Source organism: Allobosea sp. 05T439 (assembly GCF_056396005.1).
Map to the genome: position 1 here is coordinate 19,545 of NZ_JBFTKP010000042.1, position 23,304 is coordinate 42,848.

Consider the following 23,304-nt stretch of genomic DNA (forward strand, 5'->3'; position numbering starts at 1 on the left):
GTAGATGCGTATTTGAAAGGCTCGACATGCGTTCCCTCCAGCTCTTCGGCGACCGTGACCTGCGCCTGACCGAAATCGACCCGCCGCCGCCACCCGCCGCCGGCGAGGTGCAGATTCGCGTGCGCGCCGTCGGCCTGAACTATCTCGATGTCTGGGGTTTCCGCGGCATGGCCTTCGCCAAGCGCAAGATGCCTCAGGCGGCCGGTGTCGAGGCCGCAGGCGAGGTTGTGGCTGTCGGCGAAGGTGTCAGCCGTTTCCGGGAGGGCGACACCGTCACCATGTACGGCGCCGAGACCTGCGGCCACTGCAAGGCCTGCCGCGAGGGTCGCGACAATCTCTGCGAGAATGTCGCCGGCATCATGGGCTTCCATATCGACGGCTTCGCCCGCGAGCTGATCAACCGGCCCGAGCGCCTCGTGATCAAGGCTCCGAAGGGCGTCTCCTTCGAGGAGGCCGCCTGCGCGCCGATCGGCTTCGGCACGGTGCAGCACATGCTCTTCGACAATGCCAAGCTGGAGCCGGGTGAATCCATTCTCGTTCACGCCGGCGGCTCCGGCATCGGCACCGCCGCGATCCTGATGGCCAAGGCGATCGGCTGCACCGTCTACACCACCGTCGGCGACGACGAGAAGGGCGCCAAGGCCAAGGCGCTGGGCGCCGATTTCGTGGTCAACTACAAGACCGAGCGCTTCGAGGGCGAAGTGCGCCAGCTCACCAAGCGCAAGGGCGTCGATGTCGTCTTCGAGCATGTCGGTGCCGATACCTGGAATGGCTCGCTGCTTTGCCTGAAGCGCGGCGGCAGGCTCGTCACCTGCGGCGCAACGTCGGGCCCCTCGACCACGATGAACCTGATGCAGCTCTTCCAGCAGCAATACCGCATCTTCGGCTCCTTCGGCTGCCGCATCGAGAACATCGCGCAGTCGCTGGAGAAGATGGCGGGCGGCATGAAGCCGGTGATCGACTCGGTCTTCCCACTCGAGGATTTCGAGAAGGGGCTCGCCCGACTTGAGGGCCGCAAGGTCTTCGGCAAGGTCATTGTCGCCTTCTGAGCCCGGAATTCGCGCGCCAGACTTGACCGGCGCGTATTCCTGACGCAAGTCGCGCGGCTGGCGCCGGGCCTTTCCGGCTCTTCGGAAAGAGGCCCTCGCGGCATTGAGACGTTTGAAGCACTTCGCGGGCCGGCTCGTTGCGGCCGTCATGATCGGCCTGATCCGGGCTCTGTTCGGTTTCCTGCGCCTGCTCGGGCCGGAACGCGCCAGTGATCTCGGAGGCTGGCTGCTGCGCAGCGTCAGCCCGCTGATCCCGGTCAATCGCGTCGCACTGGCCAATATCCGTGCCGCCTTCCCGGAGAAGAACGAGGCCGAAGTCCGGACGATCGCGCGCGGAGCCTGGGAGAATCTCGGCCGCACCGCTGCCGAGTACGCGCATCTCAAGACCCTCTTCGACTATGACGACGACAACCGGGATGCTCCCTCGCGGGTCGAGGTCTCCGGCATCGAGCATTTCGTCGCGCTGAAGGATGACGAGAAGCCAGGACTGATCTTCTCGGCGCATCTCGCCAACTGGGAGCTCCCGGCGATCTGCGCCGCGGCCTACAAGCTCGACACAACCGCGGTCTTCCGCGCGCCGAATGACCCGGCAATCGCCAACGTGGTGCACGAGATTCGCTCCGGCGCCATGGGCGGGCTTGCCGCGGCGAAGCAGGGCGCTGCCTTCGCGATGCAGGGCGTGCTTGAGAAGGATGGCCATCTCGGCATGCTGATCGACCAGCATTTCACCCGGGGCGTGGTGATCCCCTTCCTGGGCCGCCCGGCCCTGACCAACCCGATCCTCGGCAAGTTCGCACGCCGCTTCGACTGCCCGGTCCATGGCGTGCGGGTCATCCGGCTGCCGGGGCAGCGCTTCCGGCTGGAACTGACACCGCCGCTCGACCTGCCCCGCGACGAAGCCGGCGAGATCGACGTCACGGGCGCCATGGCGATGATGACCGCGGTGGTGGAAGGCTGGGTGCGCGAGCACCCTGAGCAATGGCTCTGGATGCATCGGCGCTGGCGCCCGAACATGATCAAGGCGGCTGCGCTGGCGAATTACGGGGATACGACCTGGCCACAGCCCAAATTCAAGGCAACGTGATTTCCAAGTGAGGCTTATTGAGCGCTTTGGTAACGTCTCGCAGTCAGCTTGAAGCCGAGTTTCGAGAATGACCCGCCGGTTACGCGCCTTTTCTGCCTTCCTTGCTGCCCTCGCGTTTGGCGGCGCGACAGCGCTTGCCCAGACGCCGGCCAAGCCGCCAAGGGCGGTGATCGAACTTTTCACCAGCCAGGGCTGCTCATCCTGCCCCGCGGCCGACGCCCTCTTCGTCGAGTTGGCCAAGGACCCGAGCCTGATCGCCCTCACCATGCCGGTGACCTATTGGGATTATCTCGGCTGGAAGGACACGCTCGGCCAGGACGTTTTCAGCAAGCGCCAGAAATATTACGCCAAAGGTCGCGGCGACGGCCAGATCTACACGCCTCAGGCCGTGATCAACGGCGCTTCGCACATGGTCGGCTCCGACAAGGCCCTGATCGAGCAATCGCTCAAGGAGCACGCGAGCCCGGCGCTTCCGGTCTCCGTCACCCTGTCCGAAGCCTCCGGCCACCTGAGCATCAAGCTCGATCCCACCGGAACCGGCAGCGAGCGTGGCGGCGGCGTCTGGCTGGTGCCGATCTCGCGCCTTGTCACGGTGCCCATCGAACGCGGTGAGAACAAGGGCAAATCGGTGACCTACGCCAATGTCGTGCGCGGCATCGTCAAGGTTGGCGAATGGACCGGGGCGGCCACGACGATGTCGGTCCCGCTCGCGACGACACAGCTTCCGAATGCCGACGCTTATGTCGTCCTGGTGCAGGGCGACCAGCCCAATCGGGTGATCCTGGGCGCCGCACGCAGCCCGCGCTGAGGCTTCAGAGCAGGACCACCTTGTTCGGTAGCTCGTCGACGTCGTCTGCCGCTGGCGGCGCATGGCGGGCAAGAACGCTGCCGACCGCTCCAACCGCATCGATCAGACCTTCGCGCAGGCGGTCCTCCTTCGCTGCCGCGAGCAGCGGCTCGATGATGCCGCGCCAGACCGCCTGATCGATCGTCTCGTCTATTCCGATATCCGCGACGATTTCGGCATAGCGCTCCTGCAGGGCGATGTAGAGCAGGACGCCGGTGCGCCCACGCGTGCGGGTAAGGCCGCGTGCGGTGAACTCGCGCAGCGCAACGTCATGGGCCCGCCGGCGCTTGATGAAGCCAGGCACGAATCGCCCACYGCGCCCATACCAGAGCAGCGTCACCATCAAAGTCGCAGCGCAGACGAGTTGGATCAGGAAGATTCGCGGAGCGCTGGTTGCCGTCAGTATCAGCAACGGCCAGGGCACGAACAGCGCCAGCACCAGTGCCATCACCAAAGGCACGGTGCGGTAGCTGCTTGCAGCGCGGTCGATCACCACGACGATCTCGCCGGAGGTCAGGCTTTCCGCCTGCCGCACCGCTTCCGCGATCGCCTCCTGGTCTTGCGTATCCATCACCAACTCCCAGAAGCACCGCCGCCGCCGGACGAGCCCCCGCCGCCTGAAAAGCCGCCGCCCGAACCCGAACCCCAGCCGCCGCCACCGCCCCAGCCGGAACCGGAACCCGTCCCCCAGCCGGAGCTGGTCGGCGGCAGCGTCACCCAGCGGCCATCGCGCATCCGGTGTCCGCGCCCGCCGCCTTGCTGGTTCAGCCCACGCAGGATGCTGACCACGACGATGAAGATGAAGAACATCACCAGGATGACGGCAACATCCTCCCCAAAGCTGCTCTCGTCACTGCGGACGGTCGCGCGGCGCTGCCATTCCTCGGCATCTCCAGCCAGAATGCTTAGGATCGCGTCGACGCCGCCCTCGATGCCGCCGGCAAAATCACCCGTCTTGAATTTCGGTGCCACCGCGGTGGTGATGATKACCTTCGAGAGCGCGTCCGTGAGCGCGCCCTCCAGCCCATAACCGACCTCGATGCGGACCTTGCGCTCGTTCGGCGCGACGAGCAGCAGCACGCCGTTATTCCTGGCCTTCTCGCCGAGCTGCCAGTGCCGGAACAGGCGATTGCTGAAATCTTCGACGGCGTAGCCTTGGAGCGACGGCACGGTCGCAACCACGACCTGATCGCTGGTCTTGGCCTCATGGGCCTGCAGCTTCTGCTCGATGCGGCTGCGCGCCGCGGCATCGAGCAGATTGGCGTTGTCGACGATGCGGCCGGTCAGGGCAGGAAAATTGGGATCGGCCGCAAGCGCGAAGCCGGCCCAGAGCAGGACAAGCAACAGGGAGAGATAACGGAGAACCCCTCTCCCTTCTGGAAGAGGGGCTACCCGACCTGTTCGGTGAGCGAGCCGGGGCACCCCGGGGCCCGCTTAGAACTTCACCTCTGGCGGCTTCTCCGCGCCCGCCGCCGCGGAGAAGGTTTCCATCGCCTTGGCGCCCCAGAACAGCCGCGCCCAGATCACGCCGGGGAAGGTGCGGATCTCGGTGTTGAAGCTCTGCACCGCCTGGATGTAGTCGCGCCGGGCTACCGCAACACGGTTCTCGGTGCCTTCGAGCTGCGACTGCAGGGCGAGAAAGTTCTGGTTCGACTTGAGCTCAGGATAGCGCTCGACCGTGACCAGGAGCCGTCCCAGAGCGCCCGTCAGGGCATTCTGCGCATCCTGATACTCCTTGAACTTCGCGGGATCTGTGATGGTCGACGCGTCGACCTTGACCTGCGTCGCCTTGGCGCGCGCCTCGATCACCTGGGTCAGCACCTCGCGCTCCTGCGAGGCATAGCCCTTCACGGTCTCGACCAGATTGGGGATCAGGTCGGCGCGGCGTTGATACTGGTTCTGGACCTCGCTCCAGGCCGCTTTGGCCCTCTCCTCGAGTGTCGGCACATTGTTGATACCGCAGCCCGCGAGCATAAGGCCGAAGAGGGTGACGGCCGCAAGCGCAAGGCTGCGGCGACGAACGGTGGAGAGCGCGAACGACATGTCGATGCCCCTTTTGGCAATGATCGAGCGATCGATTCGGAGCTTAGCGCTCCGCTCGAGCGGGTGAAAGGCAGCTCGTACAATCACCCGTTGCGTTATCCGGGCCTTGCACCGCAGCCCTTCCACTGCTGGGATGGGCGTCAGCCTGCAGCGGGAGATCGCCAGCATGAACCTCTCCTTCTCCACATCACGCTCCGCCGGACGATCAGCCCTCCTTGCGCTGGCCGCAGCCAGTGCCCTTTGGGCAGGAGGAGCGGCCTCACAGCCCCTTGCACCCGCGCCCGAAGCTGCGACCGGCCGCATCGCCAAACCCGTCGGCACCGCGCAGCGCTACATGGCGGCGGCGGCCAATCCGCTCGCCGCCAGCGCCGGCCGCGAGATCCTGCGCGCCGGCGGCAGCGCGACCGACGCTGCGATCGCGATCCAGCTCGTTCTCAATCTGGTCGAGCCGCAGAGCTCGGGCATCGGTGGCGGTGCCTTCTTCGTGCACTGGGACGAGGCCGGACGAGCACTCGTCACGCTGGACGGCCGCGAGCGGGCTCCCCAGGCAGCCAGGCCCGACCGCTTCATCGGCGCCGACGGCAAGCCGATGAAGTTCATCGACGCCGTCGTCGGCGGACGATCGGTCGGCGTGCCCGGCACGGTCAAGCTGCTGGAGGAGGCGCATAAGCGCTGGGGCAGACTGCCCTGGGCCACCGTCATAGCCCCCGCGATCAAGCTGGCGGAAGAGGGCTTCACCATCTCTCCGCGCCTCAACGGCCTGCTTTCCGGTGAGACAAATCTCGCAAAGGACCCGCGCGCCTTCGCCTATTTCTACGAGCCGGACGGCAAGGCCAAGGCGGTCGGCACGGTCCTGAAGAATCCGGCCTTCGCCGCAACACTTCGTGCCATCGCCGAGAGAGGGTCCGACGCCTTCTACTCCGGGCCGATCGCCGAGGACATCGTCTCGACCGTGACCGGTCACAAGACCAACCCCGGCGATATGACGCTGGCCGATCTGCAAGCCTACAAGGTCGAAGAGCGAGAGGCCGTCTGCGGCTCCTATCGGGTCTGGCGGATTTGCGGCATGGGGCCGCCGAGCTCCGGCGCGATCGCCGTCCAGCAGATGCTCGGCATCCTCGAAACCCAGAACATGGCCCGGCTCGGCCCTTCTGCCGAAAGTGCACACTGGTTCAGCGAGGCAGGTCGCCTCGCCTTCGCCGATCGCGCGCTCTTCCTCGCCGACCCGGCCTTCGTCAGCGTGCCCGTCAGCGGCTTGATCGACCGCGATTACATCCGCTCGCGCGCCGGGCTCGTCAGTCCCGACAAGTCGATGGGCCGCGCCAAAGCCGGCGATCCTCCCAACAAGCGGGCTCAGCTCTTTGCCCCCTCGGACGGCATCGAGAACGGCACGAGCCATATCTCGGTGATCGACGCCGACGGCAATGCGGTCTCAATGACTACGACGATCGAGGATGGCTTCGGCTCGCGGCAGATGACCAAGGGCGGCTTTCTGCTCAACAATGAGCTGACCGATTTCAATTTCGCTCCGGAGGAGGAGGGCAAGCCCGTCGCCAACCGCGTCGAGGGCGGGAAGCGCCCGCGTTCGTCGATGGCGCCGACCCTGGTGTTCGATGCCTTTGGCCGCCTCTACGCCGTGGTCGGCTCCCCCGGCGGCAGCCAGATCATTGGCTTTGTCGGCAAGACACTGGTCGCCCTGCTGGACTGGAAGATGTATCCGCAGGCCGCCGTCGACTTCGCCAATTTCGGCAGCCGCAATGGCCCCACCGAGCTTGAAAAGGGCACTGAGGCCGAGGCCTGGAAGACAGCGCTCGAGGCCAAGGGCCATGAGGTCAGGCTGCTGGAAATGACCTCCGGCATCCAGGCGATCGTCAAGACCCCTGAAGGCTTTGTCGGGGGAGCCGATGGCCGGCGCGAGGGGGTGGCGATCGGCGACTAAAGCATCGGCCCGAAAAGTGGATTGCGGTTTTCGGAAAAGCCGATGCAAACACAGAAGGTTAGATCATCGGACCGGATACGATATCCGGTCCGATGATGTAGCGGGTCCGGCACATCATGCCCGGGCGAATTCCGGGCCTCATCGGCTTCGGAGTGTCTCGGGTCGGCGCTGCGCCCGAGACAGGCGGCAGGCGTTAAACCTGCCCGACCGGGCGCTCCCCACCCGCGCCGCGCCCCGCGATCAGCCAGTAGACGAAGCCGGTGGCGGCCCCGACCAGGAACAGCGCTGCGATGATCTGTGTCTCGCTCGCCGTCGGTGCGCGTGACAGCCGCAGCATGGCGAGCGGCAGCAGCGCCGCGAGGGTGCCTGTCAGCCCGCTCTGGATGAGCCCGCTGCGGATGCGGAAGAGCTCGGAGCCGATAGCGACGAGCACGACCGGCGCGACCATGATTGCAAAGCCCAGCCGGCCGAGCAGTGTGAAGGCAGCTTCCGCCGTGGGGCCGGGATCGAAGCCGCTCTCGGCCTGGGCGAAGAGCGCTGTGAGCAGGCGCTCGAAGCCGCCGCCGATCAGCAGGGCGATGTCAGGCGAAACCACGCTGGCGATGAGCAGGGCAAACATCCCCGATCCCATCGCAACGAGCAACGCGAATGGAATCAACAGCAGCCAACGCAGCATATGTCAGCCCGCCAGCGCCGCAGCTTCGGCCTCGCTCTGCTCCAGCATCAGCCGGGCACGCGCCGAGAGCTTTTCAGTCTCGCTCTTGAGCTGGCCGCAGGCGGCGAGGATGTCGCGCCCGCGTGGCGTACGCACCGGCGAGGCATAGCCTGCGCGGTAGACGATCTCGGAGAAGCGCTCGATCCGGTCCCAGTCAGAGCATTCATAGCGCGTGCCGGGCCAGGGATTGAACGGGATCAGGTTGATCTTGGCCGGAATGCCCTTGAGCAGCCTGACGAGCTCGCGCGCCTCGGCATCGCTGTCGTTGACGCCCTTCAGCATCACGTATTCGAAGGTGATGCGCTTGGCGTTCGACAGGCCGGGATAGTTGCGGCAAGCTTCGAGCAGGTCGCGGATCGGATACTTCTTGTTCAGCGGCACCAGTTCATTGCGCAGGTCGTCGCGCACGGCATGCAGCGAGATCGCCAGCATCGTGCCCATCTCCGCGCCGAGCGCTTCGATCTGCGGCACCACGCCGGAGGTCGAAACCGTGATGCGGCGACGGCCGAGTGATAAGCCCTCATTGTCCGAGATCACGTCGATCGCATCGCGGACGCCGTCGAAATTGTAGAGCGGCTCGCCCATGCCCATGAAGACGATGTTCGAGACGAAGCGGCCACCATCATTCGGCACGAAGGCACCCTCGGGCGGGGTGCGCCCGGGGAAGTCGCCGAGACGATCGCGCGCCACCATCAGCTGCGCCACGATCTCCTCGGTGGTGAGGTTGCGCACCAGGCGCTGCGTACCGGTGTGGCAGAAGGTGCAGCTGAGCGTGCAGCCGACCTGGCTCGAGACACAGAGCGTGCCGCGGTCGACCTCGGGGATATAGACGCATTCGATCTCGGCACCGCGATCGCGTGCACCGACCGGAGGCATCCGCAGCAGCCATTTGCGTGTGCCGTCGCTCGAGACCTGCTCGGCTGTAACCTCCGGCAGATCGAGCGTGAAGCGCTCGGCCAGCGCAGCGCGCAAGACCTTGCTGATCGTCGTCATCGCGGAGAAATCGCGGACGCCGTAATGATAGATCCAGTTCCAGAGCTGGCCGACGCGCATGCGTCGCTCCCTCTCGGAAACGCCGATTTCAGCCAGCGCATCGGACAGGCCGGCGCGTGTGCGCCCGACCAGCGAGGCAGGTCGCAAAACGGGTTCGGCCGCCGGAGCGGGGGAAGCAGGGACGGACAGGGACATCGGAACTCGGGCTCAAGCGGGCATCATGCGCCCGCGCTCAGCGGGCTCATATCATAATCCGCATAAAGCGCGAAATCGGCGGAAATGCGCCGCCTGCCCGCGCTACTTGCAGGCGTCTTCGGCGCGCTTGACGATCTGGTTGAGGCCGGCGAGCGAATATTTGTCGCTGGTCGGATTGCCGCGTTTCGACATGCCCTTGACCTCGAGGCTCGCGCCCTTGCGCAGCGCGTCGAGCATGCGGCCTTCCTCAGCCGGGTTCTTGAGCCACATGTTCTGGCCCTTTGCGACCAGCGCGAAGCGCTCATTGCCGATGATCGCCTGATGCTCGACATCTTCCTTGAGGTCGAAATTCATCACCAGGCTGATCTCGTTGCGCACCCCTTCGGTGGGGCGGCTGGAGACGAAGAGCATGCCTTCGACATCCTTGAGATTGGCGGGAATGCGGGTTTCCGCCTTGGAAAGCGCGTAGCAGACCTTGGATCGCCCCTGCTGCGACGAGAAAGCCTGCCACTTTCCGGCCGTCTCGAGCAGCATCGCCTGGGCCTGGCCCGAAGCCGCAGCGCGTTGGGCCGGAGCAGGCGCTCGCTGCGCCTGGGCCGGGGAAATCAGAAACGGCAAAGCCAGCGCGACCAGCGCCGAAGCCAGTTTCGCATGCCGGGTGGCGGTGACGCCGGTTCGGAAGTAGTTGAGAATCATCGACCGCCATCAATCAGCAGAAATGTTAACAGCATCTCTATTTCCGAAGCATTTTGCGCGGAATCTCAAGAATGCCTGAACCATAGGATGTCACGATCCTGGCGAAAATGCGAATATGACGCTGCCGCGAACAAGGTTCCGTCCGCACCGGGGCCGTGGCACAATCCGCCGGGAAACAGGCGGTGACCAGCGTTGTCCGGATGGTATCGCGGGCACAAGCCAGGCTGAGGACGGTGCGACGAGATGAAAGCACTGCTTTGCGAGACCCACGGGCCGGCAGAAAACCTGGTGATCCGTGAACTGCCCGATCCGAAGCCGGGCCCAGGCGAGGTCGTCATCACCGTCAAGGCGGCGGCGCTGAACTTCTTCGACACGCTGATCATCCAGAATCGCTACCAGACCAAGCCGCCCCTGCCCTTCTCGCCAGCAGGCGAATGCGCGGGCATCATCAGCGCGATCGGCCGCGATGTCGAAGGCTGGCGCATCGGCGAGCGTGTCGCCGTATGGCTCGGGCATGGTGGAGCGCGTGAAAAGGTCGCGGTCTCCTCTCGGGCGATCGTACGCGTGCCGGATACCCTTGATGACGCGCAGGCCGCCGGGCTTTTCGTGACCTATGGCACCGCGATGCACGGTCTCATCCAGCGCGCCGGGCTCAAGGCCGGCGAAACACTGGCCATTCTCGGCGCAGGCGGCGGCGCCGGCCTGGCCGCCGTCGAGATCGGCGCCTTGCTCGGCGGCCATGTCATCGCCTGCGCCTCATCGCCGGAGAAGCTGGCGCTGGCACGTGAACATGGCGCCCAGGAGGAGATCGACTACAGCATCGAGGATGTGAAGGCGGGCCTGCGCCGCCTGACGGAGAATCGTGGCGTCGACGTGCTCTACGACACGGTTGGCGGCGATCTCGCCGAGCCGGCATTGCGCGCCATGGCCTGGGAGGGGCGCTACCTCGTTGTTGGCTTTGCCGGCGGCGCGATCCCGAAGATTCCACTCAACCTGCTGCTCCTCAGGAGCTGCGACCTGCGCGGCGTGTTCTGGGGTGAGTTCGTCGCGCGCGAACCGGCGGCGCATCGCCGCAACATGGAACGACTGCTGGAATGGGCCGCAGCCGGGCGCATCAGCGCCCATGTCCACGCCACCTTCCCGCTCGAACGCGCTGCGGAAGCGTTTGCGATGATCGGGGATCGCAAGGCGCAGGGCAAAATCGTCCTGACGCCCTGAACGGGGCTCAAAGCCCCGCCAGCGTGTCCTGCGCCTTCTGGCGATGCTCCGGCGTGATCGACCCCGCGACCGCGGCGATCGCAGCCGCCATCACGGCCGCATCGTCGCTAAAGCCAAGGATCGGCATGATGTCGGGAATCGCATCGATCGGCAGCACGAAATAGCCGAGCGCGGCCAGCAATGTCAGCCGGACACGCCGGGGCGTCGCCGGATCGCGGGTGCAGAAATAGGCTGCCAGCAGATCCTCGGCAAAGGGGATGCGCTTGGCGACCCGCTTGAGAAGGCTCATCAGATCGGCGCCGAAACGCGCTTCGTCGCGCAGGCTCCGCCGGATCGCCGCCATCTCTTCGGCGCTGAAACGCGAACTGAAACCCTCGCTCATTCCTCACTCCGTGGAAGGACCTGAAAACCCCGGCCCAGTGCGGAATACACATTTCCCACGCCGAAAATGTGGCCCCGGACGCAAGGCTGCACAAGGGTTGCGCCAAGAATCGTCCTTGGAGCAGCCGATGGCGCGGATTAAGGCTGGTCCAGCCATTTTTGCGAACAGGGACCTGACATGAAGCTCGATTCGTCCATCGCGGCCGTCGTCACCGGCGGCGCGTCCGGCCTCGGCGAAGGCACCGCACGCATGCTCGCCTCCCAGGGCGCGAAGGTCGCCATCTTCGACATGAATGCCGAGCGCGGCAAACAGGTGGCGAGCGAAATCGGCGGCATCTTTGCCCTTTGCGATGTCTCGAACGATGCCTCGGTCGACGAAGCCCTGCTCACGGCTCGTCAGGCGCATGGCATCGAGCGCATCCTGGTGAATTGCGCCGGAATCGCCCCGGGCCGCCGTGTCGTCTCGAAGAAGCGGGAGACCGGCGAACTCGTGGCCCACGACCTCGCGACCTTCGAGAAGACGCTCGCCGTCAATCTCGCCGGCACTTTCCGCATGATCGCACGCTCGGCGCTCGCACTCGCCGCGGAGCCACCGGTCACGCCCGATGGCGGGCGCGGAGTCTTCATCTGCACGGCTTCGGTCGCGGCCGAGGATGGCCAGATCGGCCAGGCGGCCTATTCCGCCTCGAAGGGCGGCATTGTCGGCATGACCCTACCGATCGCGCGTGACCTCGCCCAGCTTGGCATCCGCGTCATGACGATCATGCCCGGCCTGTTCGAGACTCCGATGTTCGCGTCGGTACCGGACGACTATCGCCAGGCGCTGGAAGCCTCGATCCCGCATCCCTCGCGCCTCGGCCGCCCCGCCGAATATGCCGCGCTGGTCAGGAGCATCGTCGAGAACGACATGCTGAACGGCACGGCAATCCGCCTCGATGGCGCGATCCGGCTGGCACCGAAATAGCGCGCTGCGTCAAATAATCCTGAAGACCTTGCACCCGTCTTGTCGCGGTAGAGGTCCCACCGCATCGCGTCGCCGCCTCGTGCTTACGCCCGAGGCTCAAGGGAGCGCGGCGCAGAACATGGCGCCAGCCTCTTCATCGCTGGCGGACGAGGCCACAACGCAGCGGGCAGCCGTGCCGCCCCTTGCAGGGACGCCCTATTTTCCGGGCGTCGCTGGCGGCTTGATCTCATGCTTCAGGATCAGCGGCGTCTGAGCCAGGGCAAAGGCCATGGTCAGCGGCATCACGCCCCAGACCTTGAAGGCGACCCAGAAATCCTGCGTCTGCGTACGCCAGACGATCTCGTTCAACGCGGCAAGGACGAAGAAGAACAGGCCCCAGCGGAAGGTGAGCTTGCGCCAGCCCTCCTCGTCGAGCTGCAGGACAGTTTCGAGCACCAGCGCCAGCAGCGAACGCCCGAAGAACAGTCCGCCAAGCAGGATGCAGCCGAACAGCGTGTTGACGATGGTCGGCTTCACCTTGATGAAGAAGGCATCGTCGAGCGCCAGCGTCAGCCCACCAAAGACCGTCACCACGACCGCGTTTACGATCGCCATGCGCGGCAGATGGTGGAGCAACACACGCGACAGGGCGAGCGAGACAAGCGACGCCACGATGAAGATGCCGGTCGCAACAAAGATGCGCCGGTCTTCGGCGACGCCGAACAGGCGGTCGCCATAGGAGTTGGCGAAAAAGAAGATGGCCAGCGGCCCGAACTCGAGGCCGAGCTTGAGCAGCGGGTTAACGCCCTTGTCCTTAGTCGTCTCGGCCAGACTCTCGCTCACGCGGCTTCTCCCAATCCAGCAACCGCTCGTGCAAAATCACGTGCGGAGAATGGTTCCAGATCCTCGACACTCTCGCCGACGCCGATGAAATGCACCGGCAAGCCAAACTGGGCGGCGAGCGCCACGAGGATGCCGCCACGCGCCGTGCCGTCGAGCTTCGTCATCACCAGCCCGGTCACGCCAGCCGTCTCGCGAAAGGCCTCGACCTGCGAGATCGCATTCTGGCCCACCGTCGCGTCGAGCACCAGCAAGGCTGCATGCGGCGCCTCCGCGTCGAGCTTGCGGATCACCCGCACCACTTTGGCGAGCTCGTCCATCAACCCTGCCTTGTTCTGCAGCCGGCCGGCCGTGTCCACGAGAAGGATATCGACCCCGTTGGCCCTGGCTTTCTGCAGCGCCTCAAAGGCCAAACCCGACGCATCCGCACCCTGCTGACCAAATACAACCTCCGCACCCGTGCGCTCGCCCCAGACCTTGAGCTGCTCGATCGCAGCTGCGCGGAACGTATCGCCCGCAGCGAGCATCACCGACTTGCCTTCGGCACGGAATTTCGCAGCCAGCTTGCCGATCGTCGTCGTCTTGCCGGAGCCATTAACCCCGACCATCAGGATCACGAACGGCTTTTTCGTGGCATCGATCGTCAAGGGGTGCGCCACCGGCGTCAGAATGCTCTCGACCTCGCGCGCCAGGATGGCCTTCACCTCCTCCGGCTCGATCTGCTTGTCATAGCGTCCCTCGCCCACCGCCTTGGCGACGCGCGCCGAGGTGGCGAGGCCAAGATCGGCCTGGATCAGGATGTCTTCGAGATCCTCCAGCGTCGCGGCATTGAGCTTGCGCTTGGTGAAGAGCTCCGTGATGCCGGTGGTCAGCGCCGAGGAGGTACGGGAGAGCCCGTCCGCCAGCCTGCGCCACCAGCTGCGCTTCGGCTGCGGCGCCGGGCTCGGCTCCGCGGTCTGTCCGGATGCCATGGGCGAAACCGGCGCGGGCTCCGGTTCGGCTTCAACCTCCGGCGTCGCGATCGGCAAGGGCGCAGCCTCGCCGATCAGCAGATCGGGGGCGATTGGGGCATCGGGTACAGCGTCAGGAGCCGGCTCGGCTGCGGCATCCGGCAAATCCGGGGAGGGCTCGGCTGCGCTCTCAGGAGCGGGCTTGGACTGTTCCTGCTCCAGCCCGAACAGCCTCGAAAAGAAGCCGCGCTTTTTCGGTTCGCTCTCGCTCATCACTCGTCCCGTCATCCTGCAGGCCAGGCGCCCGAGTTGCGCCACACCGCTGGTTTGGATAGCGCAATGCCATGAGCAGACCGGATCAACCAGCAATTTCGCGCGAGACCCCAGAAGCCGCCCTGCCGGTGCCACTGCTCTATCGCGACGCGATGATGCTGGTGATCGACAAGCCCGCCGGCCTGCCCTCGCATCGCGGCCCGCAGGCAAAGCGCCGCGTCATTCCCGTGCTGACCGATTATCTCGACGCCCTGCGCTTTGGTCTGCCGCGACGGCCAGAAGCCGCCCACCGGCTCGACAAGGATACGTCCGGCTGCCTCATCCTCGGCCGCCACCCACGCGCAATGGCCGAGCTCAACCAGCTGTTCCGCGACGGCCGCATCGACAAGACCTATTGGGCTATCGTCGAGGGCGCCCCGCAGGACGACGAAGGCATGATCGATCTGCCCCTCGCCAGGCGCTCTCCCGAACGCGGCTGGTGGATGAAGGTCGACCCGGAGGGATTGCCTTCACAAACCCGTTATCGGGTGCTGGGTCGCGCGGAGGGTTTGACATGGCTCGAACTCGAGCCGCTCACCGGCCGCACGCATCAATTGCGGGTGCATTGCGCGGCCTCCGGCTGGCCGATGCTGGGCGACGAAGTCTACGGCTCGGCGCCGCGGGACGGCGGACCTGGACTCCAGCTCCATGCCCGCGCTGTCAGCGTTCCGCTCTATCGCAAGCGCGAGCCGGTCAGAGTCGAGGCGCCCCCGCCTTCGCACATGCTGGAGGCGCTTGGGCGCTGCGGCTGGAGCAAATCTTTCGGGAATCCTAACGCCGCTGTCGAACAGGGCGAACCGTCATCAACCCTTCGCTAATTTGAGCTTGCTATCGCTAGGGAACAGCAACCGGAGCGTGCATTGATGCCGGAGACAGCGACCTTGAGCAGCAGAGCCAGCCCCGATGGGCTCATGACGCTCGAAGCTGCACGCCAATCCGCGCGTGAGGCCGCCCCGGATGCACCACTGGCGACATTGCTCTCCTGGGTCGAAGACTATCTGATGAGAGGTCATGCCGATCTCGGCAGGACCGGCGCCGTCTGCCCCTTCACACGCCAGGCGGCCCGGCTCGATACGGTCCGCCTCGGCATTTCCAATCAACGCGCCACGGATGAGGATGCGGCCTTCGCCCTGGTTCGGAGCGGTTTCGGTGCACTCGACGCCATCCCCTGCAAGGCCGGCATGCAGCACTTCCGCACGGTGATCATCGGCTTTCCGAAATGCGACAGCCCGGACGGCATCGCCATGCTCAAGCGCGTCCAGGACCGTCACAAATTCTACTCGCTGCGGCGCAACCGCATGATCGGGCTGATGCATGCGACGTCGGAGGCGCCAGGCCTTTGGAATTCGGATTTCCGGCCGCTGCGCGCGCCTCTGCCTGTCATCGCCATCCGCCACATGGTCGAGCATGACGCGCCCTTCGCGGCCAGGCACCCCCTGCTGCTCCTGCCCTATCTCGCCCGCTTCCCGATCACAGGGTCGAGGCGGCTGATCGCGCATCTGCGCGCCGGAGCCCAATGATGAGCAAGCGGCGGGAAGGCTCTGAGATCGGCGGAGCCGTGACGACAGAGGTCATAACCGAGCGCGATGGTTTCCTCGCACTCCAGCCGGAATGGGACGCGTTCTTTGCACGTGCGGCCCTGCCGCATCAGGTCTTCCAGAGCCACGTCTTCCTGAAGCACTGGGCCGCGCATTATCTCGAGGGGCATGGCCGGCTCAGTATCGTCATTGCACGCCGCCACGGTGTCCTTGCGATGATCTGGCCACTCGTCCGGCAGCGCCGCTGCAGCCTCGAGACGCTCCGCTTCATGGGCATCCCGGTCGCGCAGTTCGGTGACATCCTCGTCGAGCCCGGCCCCGACCGCGATACTCTGGTGCGGGCAGCATGGCGCGCCGTGCGCGCACTGGGCGCCGATCTGTTCGAGGCGCGCAAACTGCGAGCAGACTCCATTCTCGCCGCCTCCGGCCTGCTCGGTGAAGCGATGCCGATCGAGCAGCTCAACGCCCCCTTTGCCGATCTGGTCTGGCGGGTCGGCACGAACGGCCCGAGCAGCGCCTACCCGGCCCGCGAGCGCTCGAATTACCGTCGGCGCCTGCGCCGGCTCGAGGAACGCGGCACGATCAGCTTCGAGGCGCCGCCGCCCGGTCCCGCCGCCGCAGCCCTCGCCGGCGACGCCGTGGCGTTCAAGCAAGCCTCGCTGCTGCGCCATGGCACCGTCGCGCCGACGATCGACGATCCTCGCTTCGCGGCCTTCTTTCGGGATTTTGCCGGAGATGCGGACGGGGGGAGTTCGCTGCGCGTCTCCGCAATATGCTGCGATGGCGCCCCGGTCGGCATCGACCTCTCGCTTGACTGCAAGGGCCGCAGCTTCGGCCATGTCCTCGCAGCCCATCCCGATTTCGAGCGGGGCGGCGTCGGCAGCATCCTGATTCATCACAGCTTCGCCAGCGCCAGGGCACGCGGCAATGCCGTGTTCGACCTGCTGGCCCCGTCGGATGCCTACAAGCTCGAACACGCCGACGGGCAGACCGGTGTCAGCGACCTCCTGCTGCCGCTCTCCCTCAAGGGGCGGCTCGCCTGCAGCGTCGGTTTCCAACGCTTGCGGCCCGTTCTGAAGAGCGCGGCCAAGCGACTTCCACCCGGTATTGCGCGCCGTGTCGCGATCTGGGGCAGGGCTGGCTGATCAGCCGGCCATGGCGTCCATGGCGCGGGCGAGCTTGACGTCGAGCTCGGTCAGCCCGCCGGCATCATGCGTAGCCAACGTCACCTCGACCGTCTTGTAGACATTCGACCATTCCGGATGATGGTCCATCCTTTCGGCCAGCAGCGCGACGCGGCTCATCCAGCCGAAGGCCTCATTGAAATCATGGAAGATGAAGCGCTTGGCGATGGCCTCACGACCCTCGACCAGTTTCCAGCCCACCAGCGTCATGAGCGCTTCGTTGCGAGCTTCGGCACTCAGTCGCTTGCGCATGATCATCTCCGCTGGAAATCGCTTCGCGGCAGCCGGTTGGGGTAGGATGGGCCAAGCGGATAGGCGGCCTCAAGCACATAAGGCCCGCCGCCGATCGAATCCCGCGATGACATCAGGGTGAAGCGCCGGGCCGTGAAGGCGATCGGCCGGACGATAGGATGCATCGCCAGATAATGCGCAACCTCGACAGGCGAGGTATCGCGCAGCCGGGCAAGCGTGACATGCGGCACGAATTTGCGCCCTTCCGCCGGTAATCCGAGGCGGCGCATCAGGCGCTCGATATCGGCCTGGAGCTCGCTGAGCTGGCGACTGGGTTGCACCCGCGCAAACACGGCGCGCGGCTTGTCGCCCCCGAAACTGCCCAATGCGTCGAGCGTCACCTCGAAGGGCTGTGTCTGCAGATCGGCGAGAAAGCTGTCGACATCATGGGCCATGCGGCGGTCGACATCGCCGAGGAAGCGCAAGGTAACGTGATAGTCGGCCGGCTCGATCCAGCGCGCACCAACGAGTCCGCCCCGATGCAGCGTCAGCGTCGAGGCGACCTCGGCGGGTATCTCCAGAGCTGTGAACAGCCTCGGCATGGCGAATCAGTGCCAAGTTTTTGTGACTCTGGCGAGACGAAAAGCGATGGAGCGCAGGAAAACCTCTGCAAACCTTCGCCCTCCCGCCCCGCCATGAGCCGCGCTGGTTTCAGGGACAGGGGTTTCCGACCAGTTGGTGAATCGCGTCGATCTTTGCTTCGACCTCGGGCGAAAGTGCGACATCGATCGAACCGATATCGGCCCGCAATTGTTCCATTGTCGTCGCGCCAATGATGTTGGCCGTCACGAAGGGGCGCGAATTGACGTAGGCCAGCGCCATTTGCGCCGGATCCAGACCAGCCTCGCGGGCAACCGCGATATAGCGCTTCACCGCATCTTCCGCGCCGACAGCCTCGTAGCGCTGGCCGCGATTGAACAGCGTCGAGCGCGCGCCGGCCGGCTTGGCACCGTCCAGATATTTGCCGGTGAGGTAGCCCTGGGCCAGCGGCGAATAGGCCAGCAGGCCGACCTGCTCACGCATCGCTATCTMGGCCAACCCCGTCTCAAAGGTACGGTTGAGCAGGTTGTAGGCATTCTGGATCGATTGGACGCGAGGCCCTCCGCGCGCTTCGGAATCGCGCACGAAGCTCATCGTGCCCCAGGCGCTCTCGTTGGAGAGCCCGAGATGACGGATCTTGCCAGCCTTCACGATCTCGCCGAAGGCGTCGAGTTGTTCGGCGATCGGCGTCTCGCCATCGGGCGTTTCGAAAGCGGCCTTGTTGAAGCGCGTTGGATTCGAGCCCCACGGCATCGCACGCTCGGGGAAATGCAGCTGGTAGAGGTCGATATAGTCCGTCTGAAGCCGCTTCAGGCTCTTGTCGACAGCCTCGAAGATCTGCTTGCGGTTGATGCGGGTCGGTCCGCGATCGTCCCGGAACCAGTCATTGGCCGAGCGGCCGACGATCTTGGAGGCCAGGATGACCTTGTCGCGGTTCTTCCGCGCCTTGAACCAACTGCCGATGATCCGCTCCGTCGAGCCCTGCGTCTCCGGCCGCGGCGGAATCGAGTACATTTCTGCCGTATCGAAGAAATTCACGCCCTGCGCGAGAGCGTAGTCCATCTGCTCATGGCCCTCGGCTTCGGTGTTCTGCTGGCCCCAGGTCATGGTTCCAAGGCAAATGACCGAAACCTGGAGGTCGGTGCGCCCAAGACGGCGATATTGCATGGTCAGACAACTCCGGAGATTGCGCGCAGGGGCGCTCATGGGGTGGGAAGCGATTTTCGGGCCGACCGGCATGATGCGAACGCCCTGCTCCGTGGCGGCGCATCGGTCCGGAACGGAAGGGATCAGGATTTCGAGCGGATGGTCTCCAGGAAACGCTCGACCGTCGGCAGAATCCGCTCGACGATGACGCGCACGCCTTCGGCTGTCGGATGCAGCAGATCCGGCTGGTTCAGCGCACGATCGCCCGCAATGCCCTCTAGGAAGAACGGATAGAACACCAGCGCGTGTTTCTCGGCGAGTGCCCTGAACAGCCCGTCGAAACGGCCGGTGTACTCCGCGCCGAGATTGCGCGGCGCATACATCCCGGCCAGCAGCACCGGGATACCGCGCGCTTTCAGCCGCGTGATGATGTCCTCGAGCGCTTTTTCCGTCACCGCCGGATCGAAACCGCGCAGCGCGTCATTGGCGCCAAGCTCGACAATCACACCATCGGTCCCGTCAGGCACCGACCAGTCGAGCCGCTCGAGGCCCCCCTGGGCGACATCGCCCGAGACACCGGCATTGGCGATATCGACGGCATGTCCCTTCTGGCGCAAGGCTTGCTCCAGCACCGCCGGAAATGCCGCGCTCGCTGGCAGGCCATAGCCGGCGCTGAGGCTGTCGCCCAGCACGACAAGCTTGAGCGGGCGCGGTGTCTGGGCTTGTGCCATGGCTGAAACCGGAAGGAGCATCAAAAGCGCCAGCCAAAAGGCCGCAGCGCAAAAAGCACGGGCAAATGATTGGACAAGCGCGCGACCGCGCCCATATCGGGCGGCGGGGCGCAACGCGCCGAGACCCCATCCCCATCGCGATGCGATGCGGATGGACGGCGTCGATGGCATTGAAGACAGGATCATGTGGCGATGAGTGATAAGTCAGCCCCGGCGATCGAATTGCGGGATGTCCATCTTAGTCTGGGGCGTGCAGCCGCCCGCGTCCATATCCTGAAGGGCGTTTCTTTGTCACTGGCTGCCGGCGAGGCGACCGGGCTGGTCGGTCCTTCGGGATCAGGCAAATCCACCCTGTTGATGACGATGGCCGGGCTCGAACGACCCGATTCCGGACTGGTGAAGGTAGCGGGCCAGGATCTTGGTCAGCTCGGGGAAGATGGCCTTGCGGTTTTTCGTGGGCGCCAGATCGGCATCGTCTTTCAGTCCTTCCATCTCGTTCCGACCATGACGGCGCGCGAGAATGTCGCTCTGCCACTCGAACTTGCGGGCGCAGACGATGCGTTCGCCCGGGCGGAAGCCGAGCTGCGCAATGTCGGGCTCGGCGATCGCATGGACCATTATCCGGCCCAGCTCTCCGGCGGCGAGCAGCAGCGTGTCGCGATCGCTCGCGCCGTCGCGCCTGATCCGGCCATTCTCGTCGCCGACGAACCGACCGGCAATCTCGACGAGAGCACCGGCCGCTCGATCGTCGATCTGATCTTCGCGCTGCGCCGCGAGCGGGGCGCCACCCTCGTGCTGGTCACGCATGACCTCTCGCTTGCCGCGGCCTGCGACCGGACGGTGCGCCTGCGCGCCGGGCGGATCGAAGCCGATGCCGATCTCGCCGTCGCCTGAGCCCTCGCCATGCACGCTCCGGTCAAGCCCACCGCTGCCACCCCTCCCCGCTCCCCTTTTGGCCCGGCACTCGCCCTGCGGCTCGCCTGGCGCGATCTGCGTGGTGGCCTGCGCGGTTTCGGCGTCTTCATCGCCTGTCTCGCTCTCGGCGTCATGGCCATCGCAGCCGTCGGCTCGGCGTCGCGCGGCCTGACGGAAGGGTTGCATCGCGAAGGGCGACGCATTCTCGGCGGTGACGTCGCCTTCAGCCTGATCCATCGCGAGGCCACCGCCGTCGAGCGGAGCTTTCTCGAAGGACGTGGCGCCCTCTCGACCATCGCCACGATGCGCGGCATGGCCAATGCCGGCGACAAGGGCGCGGCCCTGATCGAGCTCAAGGCGGTGGATTCCGCCTATCCGAGCATCGGCGAGGTCGTCAGCGAGCCGGCTGGCCCGCTTTCCGATCTGCTGTCCCAGAGCAATGGCAGCTTTGGCGCCATTGCCGATCCCGTGCTGCTTGGTCGCCTCGACCTGAAGATCGGCGACACGATCTCGGTCGGCAGCGCGCGCGTGCAATTGCGCGCCAGCCTCGTCTCAGAGCCGGACAAGATCGCGTCGGGCGTCGGCTTCGGTCCTCGTCTTCTGGTGTCCCAGGACGCATTGCGTGCCACCGGATTGCTCCAGCCGGGCAGCCTGGTGCGCTGGACCTATCGCGTCTCGCTGCCCCCCACGGCGTCCGATGATGCGGCCCTCGAGCGCCTCACCGCCGATGCCGGTCACCAACAGCCGGACGCTGGTTGGGAAATCCGCTCGCGCGCCAATGCCGCGCCGAGCTTTCAGCGCAATCTCGAGCGTTTCACGCAGTTCCTGACCTTGGTCGGACTGACCGCCCTGCTGGTTGGCGGTGTCGGCGTCGCCAATGCGGTGCGCCGCTTCGTCGAGGCCAAGAAGCTCGATTTCGCGACCTTGAAGGCGATCGGCGCAACCGGCGGGCATGTCGTCGCGATCCATCTGACCGAGGTCATGATCGTTGCGGCGCTTGGCATCGCGATCGGTCTTCTGCTGGGCGCCGCCGCGCCCTTCGCGCTCGGCTATGCGCTTCGCGACCTGCTGCCCCTGCCCTTCGAGCCGACATTGGCGCCAGGAGAGCTGGTGATCGCGGCGCTCTATGGCCTGCTGACCGCGCTGGTCTTTGCGATATTGCCGCTCGGCCGGGCGCATGACGTGCCAGTCTCGGCCCTGTTCCGCGACCAGATCGAGCCGGATCTGCGCCGGCCCAGGCTGGTCTATCTCGGTGTTTTCCTTGCGGCTCTCATCGGCCTCGTCGGCGTCGCGGTCGCCTTCGCCTATGACCGCCGCATCGCACTGATCTATATCGCCGTGGCCGCCGGCATCTTCCTGCTGCTGCGCCTCGTCGCCTGGAGTCTGATGGCTCTCGCTCGCCGCAGCCCGCGACCGCGGAACCCGGCCCTGCGGATGGCGCTCGCCAATGCCCATCGCCCCGGCGCATTGACGCCGTCGCTCGTGCTCTCGCTGGGCCTCGGAGTCGCCCTGCTCTCGGCGCTCGCCTTCATCGATGTCAGCCTCACCCGGCAGTTGACCCAGTCGCTGCCGGACAAGGCGCCGAGTTTCTTCTTCCTCGATATCCCGAACGGCCAGAGCGCGCGCTTTGACAGCTTCATCGCCGAAACGAGGCCAGGCGCCACGCTCGAACGCGTCCCGATGATGCGCGGCCGCATCACCAGTCTCAACGGCGTGCGTGCCGAGCAGATCAAGGCCTCCGAGCAGGCAGCCTGGGTCCTGGATGGCGATCGCGGCATCACCTATGCGGAAACCATGCCCGAGGGCTCGATCATCACTGCCGGGGAATGGTGGCCGGCAGGCTACCGCGGCGAACCGCTCGTCTCCTTCGATGCGCCGATCGCCGCCGGGCTTGGGCTCAAGGTCGGCGATAGCGTCACCGTGAACGTGCTGGGCCGCAACATCACGGCGCGGATCGCCAATCTGCGCACCATCGAATGGCGCTCGCTCGGCATCAATTTCGTCATGGTGTTCTCGCCCAACACCTTTGCCGGCGCGCCGCACACCAATCTCGCAACTGTCACCTCCGGGACCGACGCGACGGCCGGCGCCGATGCGCAGCTGCTGCGCCGGCTGGCGGTCGAATTCCCATCGGTCACCGCCGTGCGGGTGAAGGACGCGCTCGAAGCGGTCAACACCATCGTCAGCCAGCTCGCGACCGCGATTCGCGGCGCCTCGGGCCTGGCGATCGCCTCCAGCCTGCTGGTCCTGGCAGGCGCTCTCGCGGCCGGGCAGCATGCGCGGCTATACGACGCGATGATCCTGAAGACGCTCGGCGCGACACGTCGCTTCATACTTTCGTCGTACGCCCTCGAATATGCCGGAATAGGTTTTGTCTCCGCCCTGTTCGGCGTTGTCGCCGGCGCATTGGCAGGCTGGGGGGTCGTCACCCAAGTGATGAAGATAGAATTCGTCAGCGATCCAACCGGCGCGATCCTCGCTGCGACTGCCGCGATCATGGTCACCGTCCTGTTCGGATTGTTCGGAACCCTAAAAATACTATCGAAGGCGCCAGCTTCTCATCTGCGGAATTTATGAGAACTGTCGCTCTTGCCTCCGAAATAGACATGGAGCGTTCGCCGCATTGCATCATTCTGGGGCCCGTGATCTATTCAGGCGGCGCTCTTAACCATGGCGGCCTCTTGTAAGGTCGCTCAATCCCCCTCATATTCCGCGTTGTCGCCACGATTTTGGGCGATGGTGGAGATCGCGGAG

The 23,304-nt window shown here is 65.6% G+C and carries 24 protein-coding genes; 11 read left to right on the top strand and 13 right to left on the bottom strand.

What is annotated here, in order from left to right; all coding sequences use genetic code 11:
* Positions 1 to 26 precede the first annotated feature (26 nt).
* The 3 genes from AC1DIO_RS29665 (at position 27) to AC1DIO_RS29675 (ending at position 2,941) form a co-directional block, all read left to right on the top strand.
* Positions 27 to 1,049: a zinc-binding dehydrogenase gene (locus AC1DIO_RS29665; protein WP_113513425.1), complete on the top strand. Its 1,023-nt coding sequence runs from the start codon at positions 27 to 29 to the stop codon at positions 1,047 to 1,049.
* Between the two features lie 103 nt (positions 1,050 to 1,152).
* Positions 1,153 to 2,133 (top strand): lipid A biosynthesis lauroyl acyltransferase, encoded by a 981-nt coding sequence (locus tag AC1DIO_RS29670; RefSeq protein WP_441493313.1) that lies wholly within the window; start codon positions 1,153 to 1,155, stop codon positions 2,131 to 2,133.
* 67 nt (positions 2,134 to 2,200) lie between these two features.
* The gene (locus AC1DIO_RS29675) at positions 2,201 to 2,941 is read left to right on the top strand and encodes a DUF1223 domain-containing protein (protein ID WP_441493312.1); all 741 of its coding nucleotides are present in this window, start codon (positions 2,201 to 2,203) and stop codon (positions 2,939 to 2,941) included.
* Positions 2,942 to 2,945: 4 nt separating this feature from the next.
* Here AC1DIO_RS29675 and AC1DIO_RS29680 read toward each other — a convergent pair whose 3' ends face one another.
* From AC1DIO_RS29680 to AC1DIO_RS29690, 3 genes are all read right to left on the bottom strand, one after another.
* Complete coding sequence (locus tag AC1DIO_RS29680) at positions 2,946 to 3,551, bottom strand: TPM domain-containing protein (protein ID WP_476854485.1); 606 nt, start codon at positions 3,549 to 3,551, stop codon at positions 2,946 to 2,948.
* Positions 3,551 to 4,324: a TPM domain-containing protein gene (locus AC1DIO_RS29685; protein WP_441493310.1), complete on the bottom strand. Its 774-nt coding sequence runs from the start codon at positions 4,322 to 4,324 to the stop codon at positions 3,551 to 3,553. Before AC1DIO_RS29685 ends, AC1DIO_RS29680 begins: the two co-directional genes overlap by 1 nt.
* Before the next feature lie 90 nt (positions 4,325 to 4,414).
* Entirely contained in the window at positions 4,415 to 5,023 is a 609-nt protein-coding gene (locus AC1DIO_RS29690) for a LemA family protein (protein WP_441508247.1), read from the bottom strand.
* A 166-nt stretch (positions 5,024 to 5,189) separates the two neighbouring features.
* Between AC1DIO_RS29690 and ggt the strand changes: the two genes are divergently transcribed.
* Positions 5,190 to 6,962: a gamma-glutamyltransferase gene (ggt, locus tag AC1DIO_RS29695; RefSeq protein WP_441508246.1), complete on the top strand. Its 1,773-nt coding sequence runs from the start codon at positions 5,190 to 5,192 to the stop codon at positions 6,960 to 6,962.
* 193 nt (positions 6,963 to 7,155) lie between these two features.
* Here the strand turns inward: ggt and AC1DIO_RS29700 are convergent, their stop codons facing one another.
* From AC1DIO_RS29700 to AC1DIO_RS29710, 3 genes are all read right to left on the bottom strand, one after another.
* Positions 7,156 to 7,581 carry a hypothetical protein gene (locus AC1DIO_RS29700; RefSeq protein ID WP_441493308.1) on the bottom strand — a complete coding sequence of 142 codons (426 nt, stop codon included), beginning with the start codon at positions 7,579 to 7,581 and terminating at the stop codon, positions 7,156 to 7,158.
* 60 nt (positions 7,582 to 7,641) lie between these two features.
* Entirely contained in the window at positions 7,642 to 8,865 is a 1,224-nt protein-coding gene (gene rlmN, locus AC1DIO_RS29705) for a dual-specificity RNA methyltransferase RlmN (RefSeq protein WP_441508245.1), read from the bottom strand.
* Positions 8,866 to 8,967: 102 nt separating this feature from the next.
* The gene (locus tag AC1DIO_RS29710) at positions 8,968 to 9,561 is read right to left on the bottom strand and encodes a hypothetical protein (RefSeq protein ID WP_084651246.1); all 594 of its coding nucleotides are present in this window, start codon (positions 9,559 to 9,561) and stop codon (positions 8,968 to 8,970) included.
* A 243-nt stretch (positions 9,562 to 9,804) separates the two neighbouring features.
* On the opposite strand from AC1DIO_RS29710, the gene AC1DIO_RS29715 reads away from it, so the two are divergent.
* The gene (locus tag AC1DIO_RS29715) at positions 9,805 to 10,779 is read left to right on the top strand and encodes an NADPH:quinone oxidoreductase family protein (protein ID WP_441508244.1); all 975 of its coding nucleotides are present in this window, start codon (positions 9,805 to 9,807) and stop codon (positions 10,777 to 10,779) included.
* 7 nt (positions 10,780 to 10,786) lie between these two features.
* Here AC1DIO_RS29715 and AC1DIO_RS29720 read toward each other — a convergent pair whose 3' ends face one another.
* Entirely contained in the window at positions 10,787 to 11,161 is a 375-nt protein-coding gene (locus tag AC1DIO_RS29720) for a YkvA family protein (protein ID WP_069878622.1), read from the bottom strand.
* A 177-nt stretch (positions 11,162 to 11,338) separates the two neighbouring features.
* Between AC1DIO_RS29720 and AC1DIO_RS29725 the strand changes: the two genes are divergently transcribed.
* Entirely contained in the window at positions 11,339 to 12,124 is a 786-nt protein-coding gene (locus tag AC1DIO_RS29725) for an SDR family NAD(P)-dependent oxidoreductase (RefSeq protein ID WP_441493305.1), read from the top strand.
* 195 nt (positions 12,125 to 12,319) lie between these two features.
* Here AC1DIO_RS29725 and AC1DIO_RS29730 read toward each other — a convergent pair whose 3' ends face one another.
* Both AC1DIO_RS29730 and ftsY read right to left on the bottom strand, forming a co-directional pair.
* Positions 12,320 to 12,946 carry a septation protein A gene (locus tag AC1DIO_RS29730; protein ID WP_441493304.1) on the bottom strand — a complete coding sequence of 209 codons (627 nt, stop codon included), beginning with the start codon at positions 12,944 to 12,946 and terminating at the stop codon, positions 12,320 to 12,322.
* Complete coding sequence (gene ftsY / locus AC1DIO_RS29735) at positions 12,943 to 14,166, bottom strand: signal recognition particle-docking protein FtsY (protein ID WP_476776989.1); 1,224 nt, start codon at positions 14,164 to 14,166, stop codon at positions 12,943 to 12,945. The genes AC1DIO_RS29730 and ftsY overlap by 4 nt, the downstream gene beginning before the upstream one ends.
* A gap of 71 nt (positions 14,167 to 14,237) precedes the next feature.
* Between ftsY and AC1DIO_RS29740 the strand changes: the two genes are divergently transcribed.
* From AC1DIO_RS29740 to AC1DIO_RS29750, 3 genes are all read left to right on the top strand, one after another.
* The gene (locus AC1DIO_RS29740; protein WP_441508242.1) at positions 14,238 to 15,023 is read left to right on the top strand and encodes an RluA family pseudouridine synthase; all 786 of its coding nucleotides are present in this window, start codon (positions 14,238 to 14,240) and stop codon (positions 15,021 to 15,023) included.
* A gap of 63 nt (positions 15,024 to 15,086) precedes the next feature.
* The gene (locus AC1DIO_RS29745) at positions 15,087 to 15,725 is read left to right on the top strand and encodes a DUF6875 domain-containing protein (protein ID WP_441508241.1); all 639 of its coding nucleotides are present in this window, start codon (positions 15,087 to 15,089) and stop codon (positions 15,723 to 15,725) included.
* Positions 15,725 to 16,888: a GNAT family N-acetyltransferase gene (locus AC1DIO_RS29750; protein WP_441508240.1), complete on the top strand. Its 1,164-nt coding sequence runs from the start codon at positions 15,725 to 15,727 to the stop codon at positions 16,886 to 16,888. Before AC1DIO_RS29745 ends, AC1DIO_RS29750 begins: the two co-directional genes overlap by 1 nt.
* Here AC1DIO_RS29750 and AC1DIO_RS29755 read toward each other — a convergent pair whose 3' ends face one another.
* The 4 genes from AC1DIO_RS29755 to AC1DIO_RS29770 form a co-directional block, all read right to left on the bottom strand.
* Positions 16,889 to 17,179, bottom strand: coding sequence for a 4a-hydroxytetrahydrobiopterin dehydratase (locus AC1DIO_RS29755; RefSeq protein WP_043237017.1), 291 nt, complete (start codon positions 17,177 to 17,179; stop codon positions 16,889 to 16,891). It lies immediately after the preceding gene.
* Between the two features lie 2 nt (positions 17,180 to 17,181).
* On the bottom strand, positions 17,182 to 17,760 hold the full coding sequence (gene thpR / locus AC1DIO_RS29760; protein ID WP_441493299.1) for an RNA 2',3'-cyclic phosphodiesterase: 579 nt from the start codon (positions 17,758 to 17,760) through the stop codon (positions 17,182 to 17,184).
* Between the two features lie 109 nt (positions 17,761 to 17,869).
* Positions 17,870 to 18,925 carry an aldo/keto reductase gene (locus AC1DIO_RS29765; RefSeq protein WP_476854486.1) on the bottom strand — a complete coding sequence of 352 codons (1,056 nt, stop codon included), beginning with the start codon at positions 18,923 to 18,925 and terminating at the stop codon, positions 17,870 to 17,872.
* Positions 18,926 to 19,047: 122 nt separating this feature from the next.
* A complete protein-coding gene (locus tag AC1DIO_RS29770) occupies positions 19,048 to 19,635 on the bottom strand; it encodes an arylesterase (RefSeq protein ID WP_441493297.1) in 588 nt (195 codons plus the stop codon).
* A gap of 192 nt (positions 19,636 to 19,827) precedes the next feature.
* On the opposite strand from AC1DIO_RS29770, the gene AC1DIO_RS29775 reads away from it, so the two are divergent.
* Both AC1DIO_RS29775 and AC1DIO_RS29780 read left to right on the top strand, forming a co-directional pair.
* Positions 19,828 to 20,529, top strand: coding sequence for an ABC transporter ATP-binding protein (locus AC1DIO_RS29775; protein ID WP_069878613.1), 702 nt, complete (start codon positions 19,828 to 19,830; stop codon positions 20,527 to 20,529).
* A 9-nt stretch (positions 20,530 to 20,538) separates the two neighbouring features.
* The gene (locus AC1DIO_RS29780) at positions 20,539 to 23,127 is read left to right on the top strand and encodes an ABC transporter permease (protein WP_441508238.1); all 2,589 of its coding nucleotides are present in this window, start codon (positions 20,539 to 20,541) and stop codon (positions 23,125 to 23,127) included.
* Positions 23,128 to 23,304: the final 177 nt, after the last annotated feature.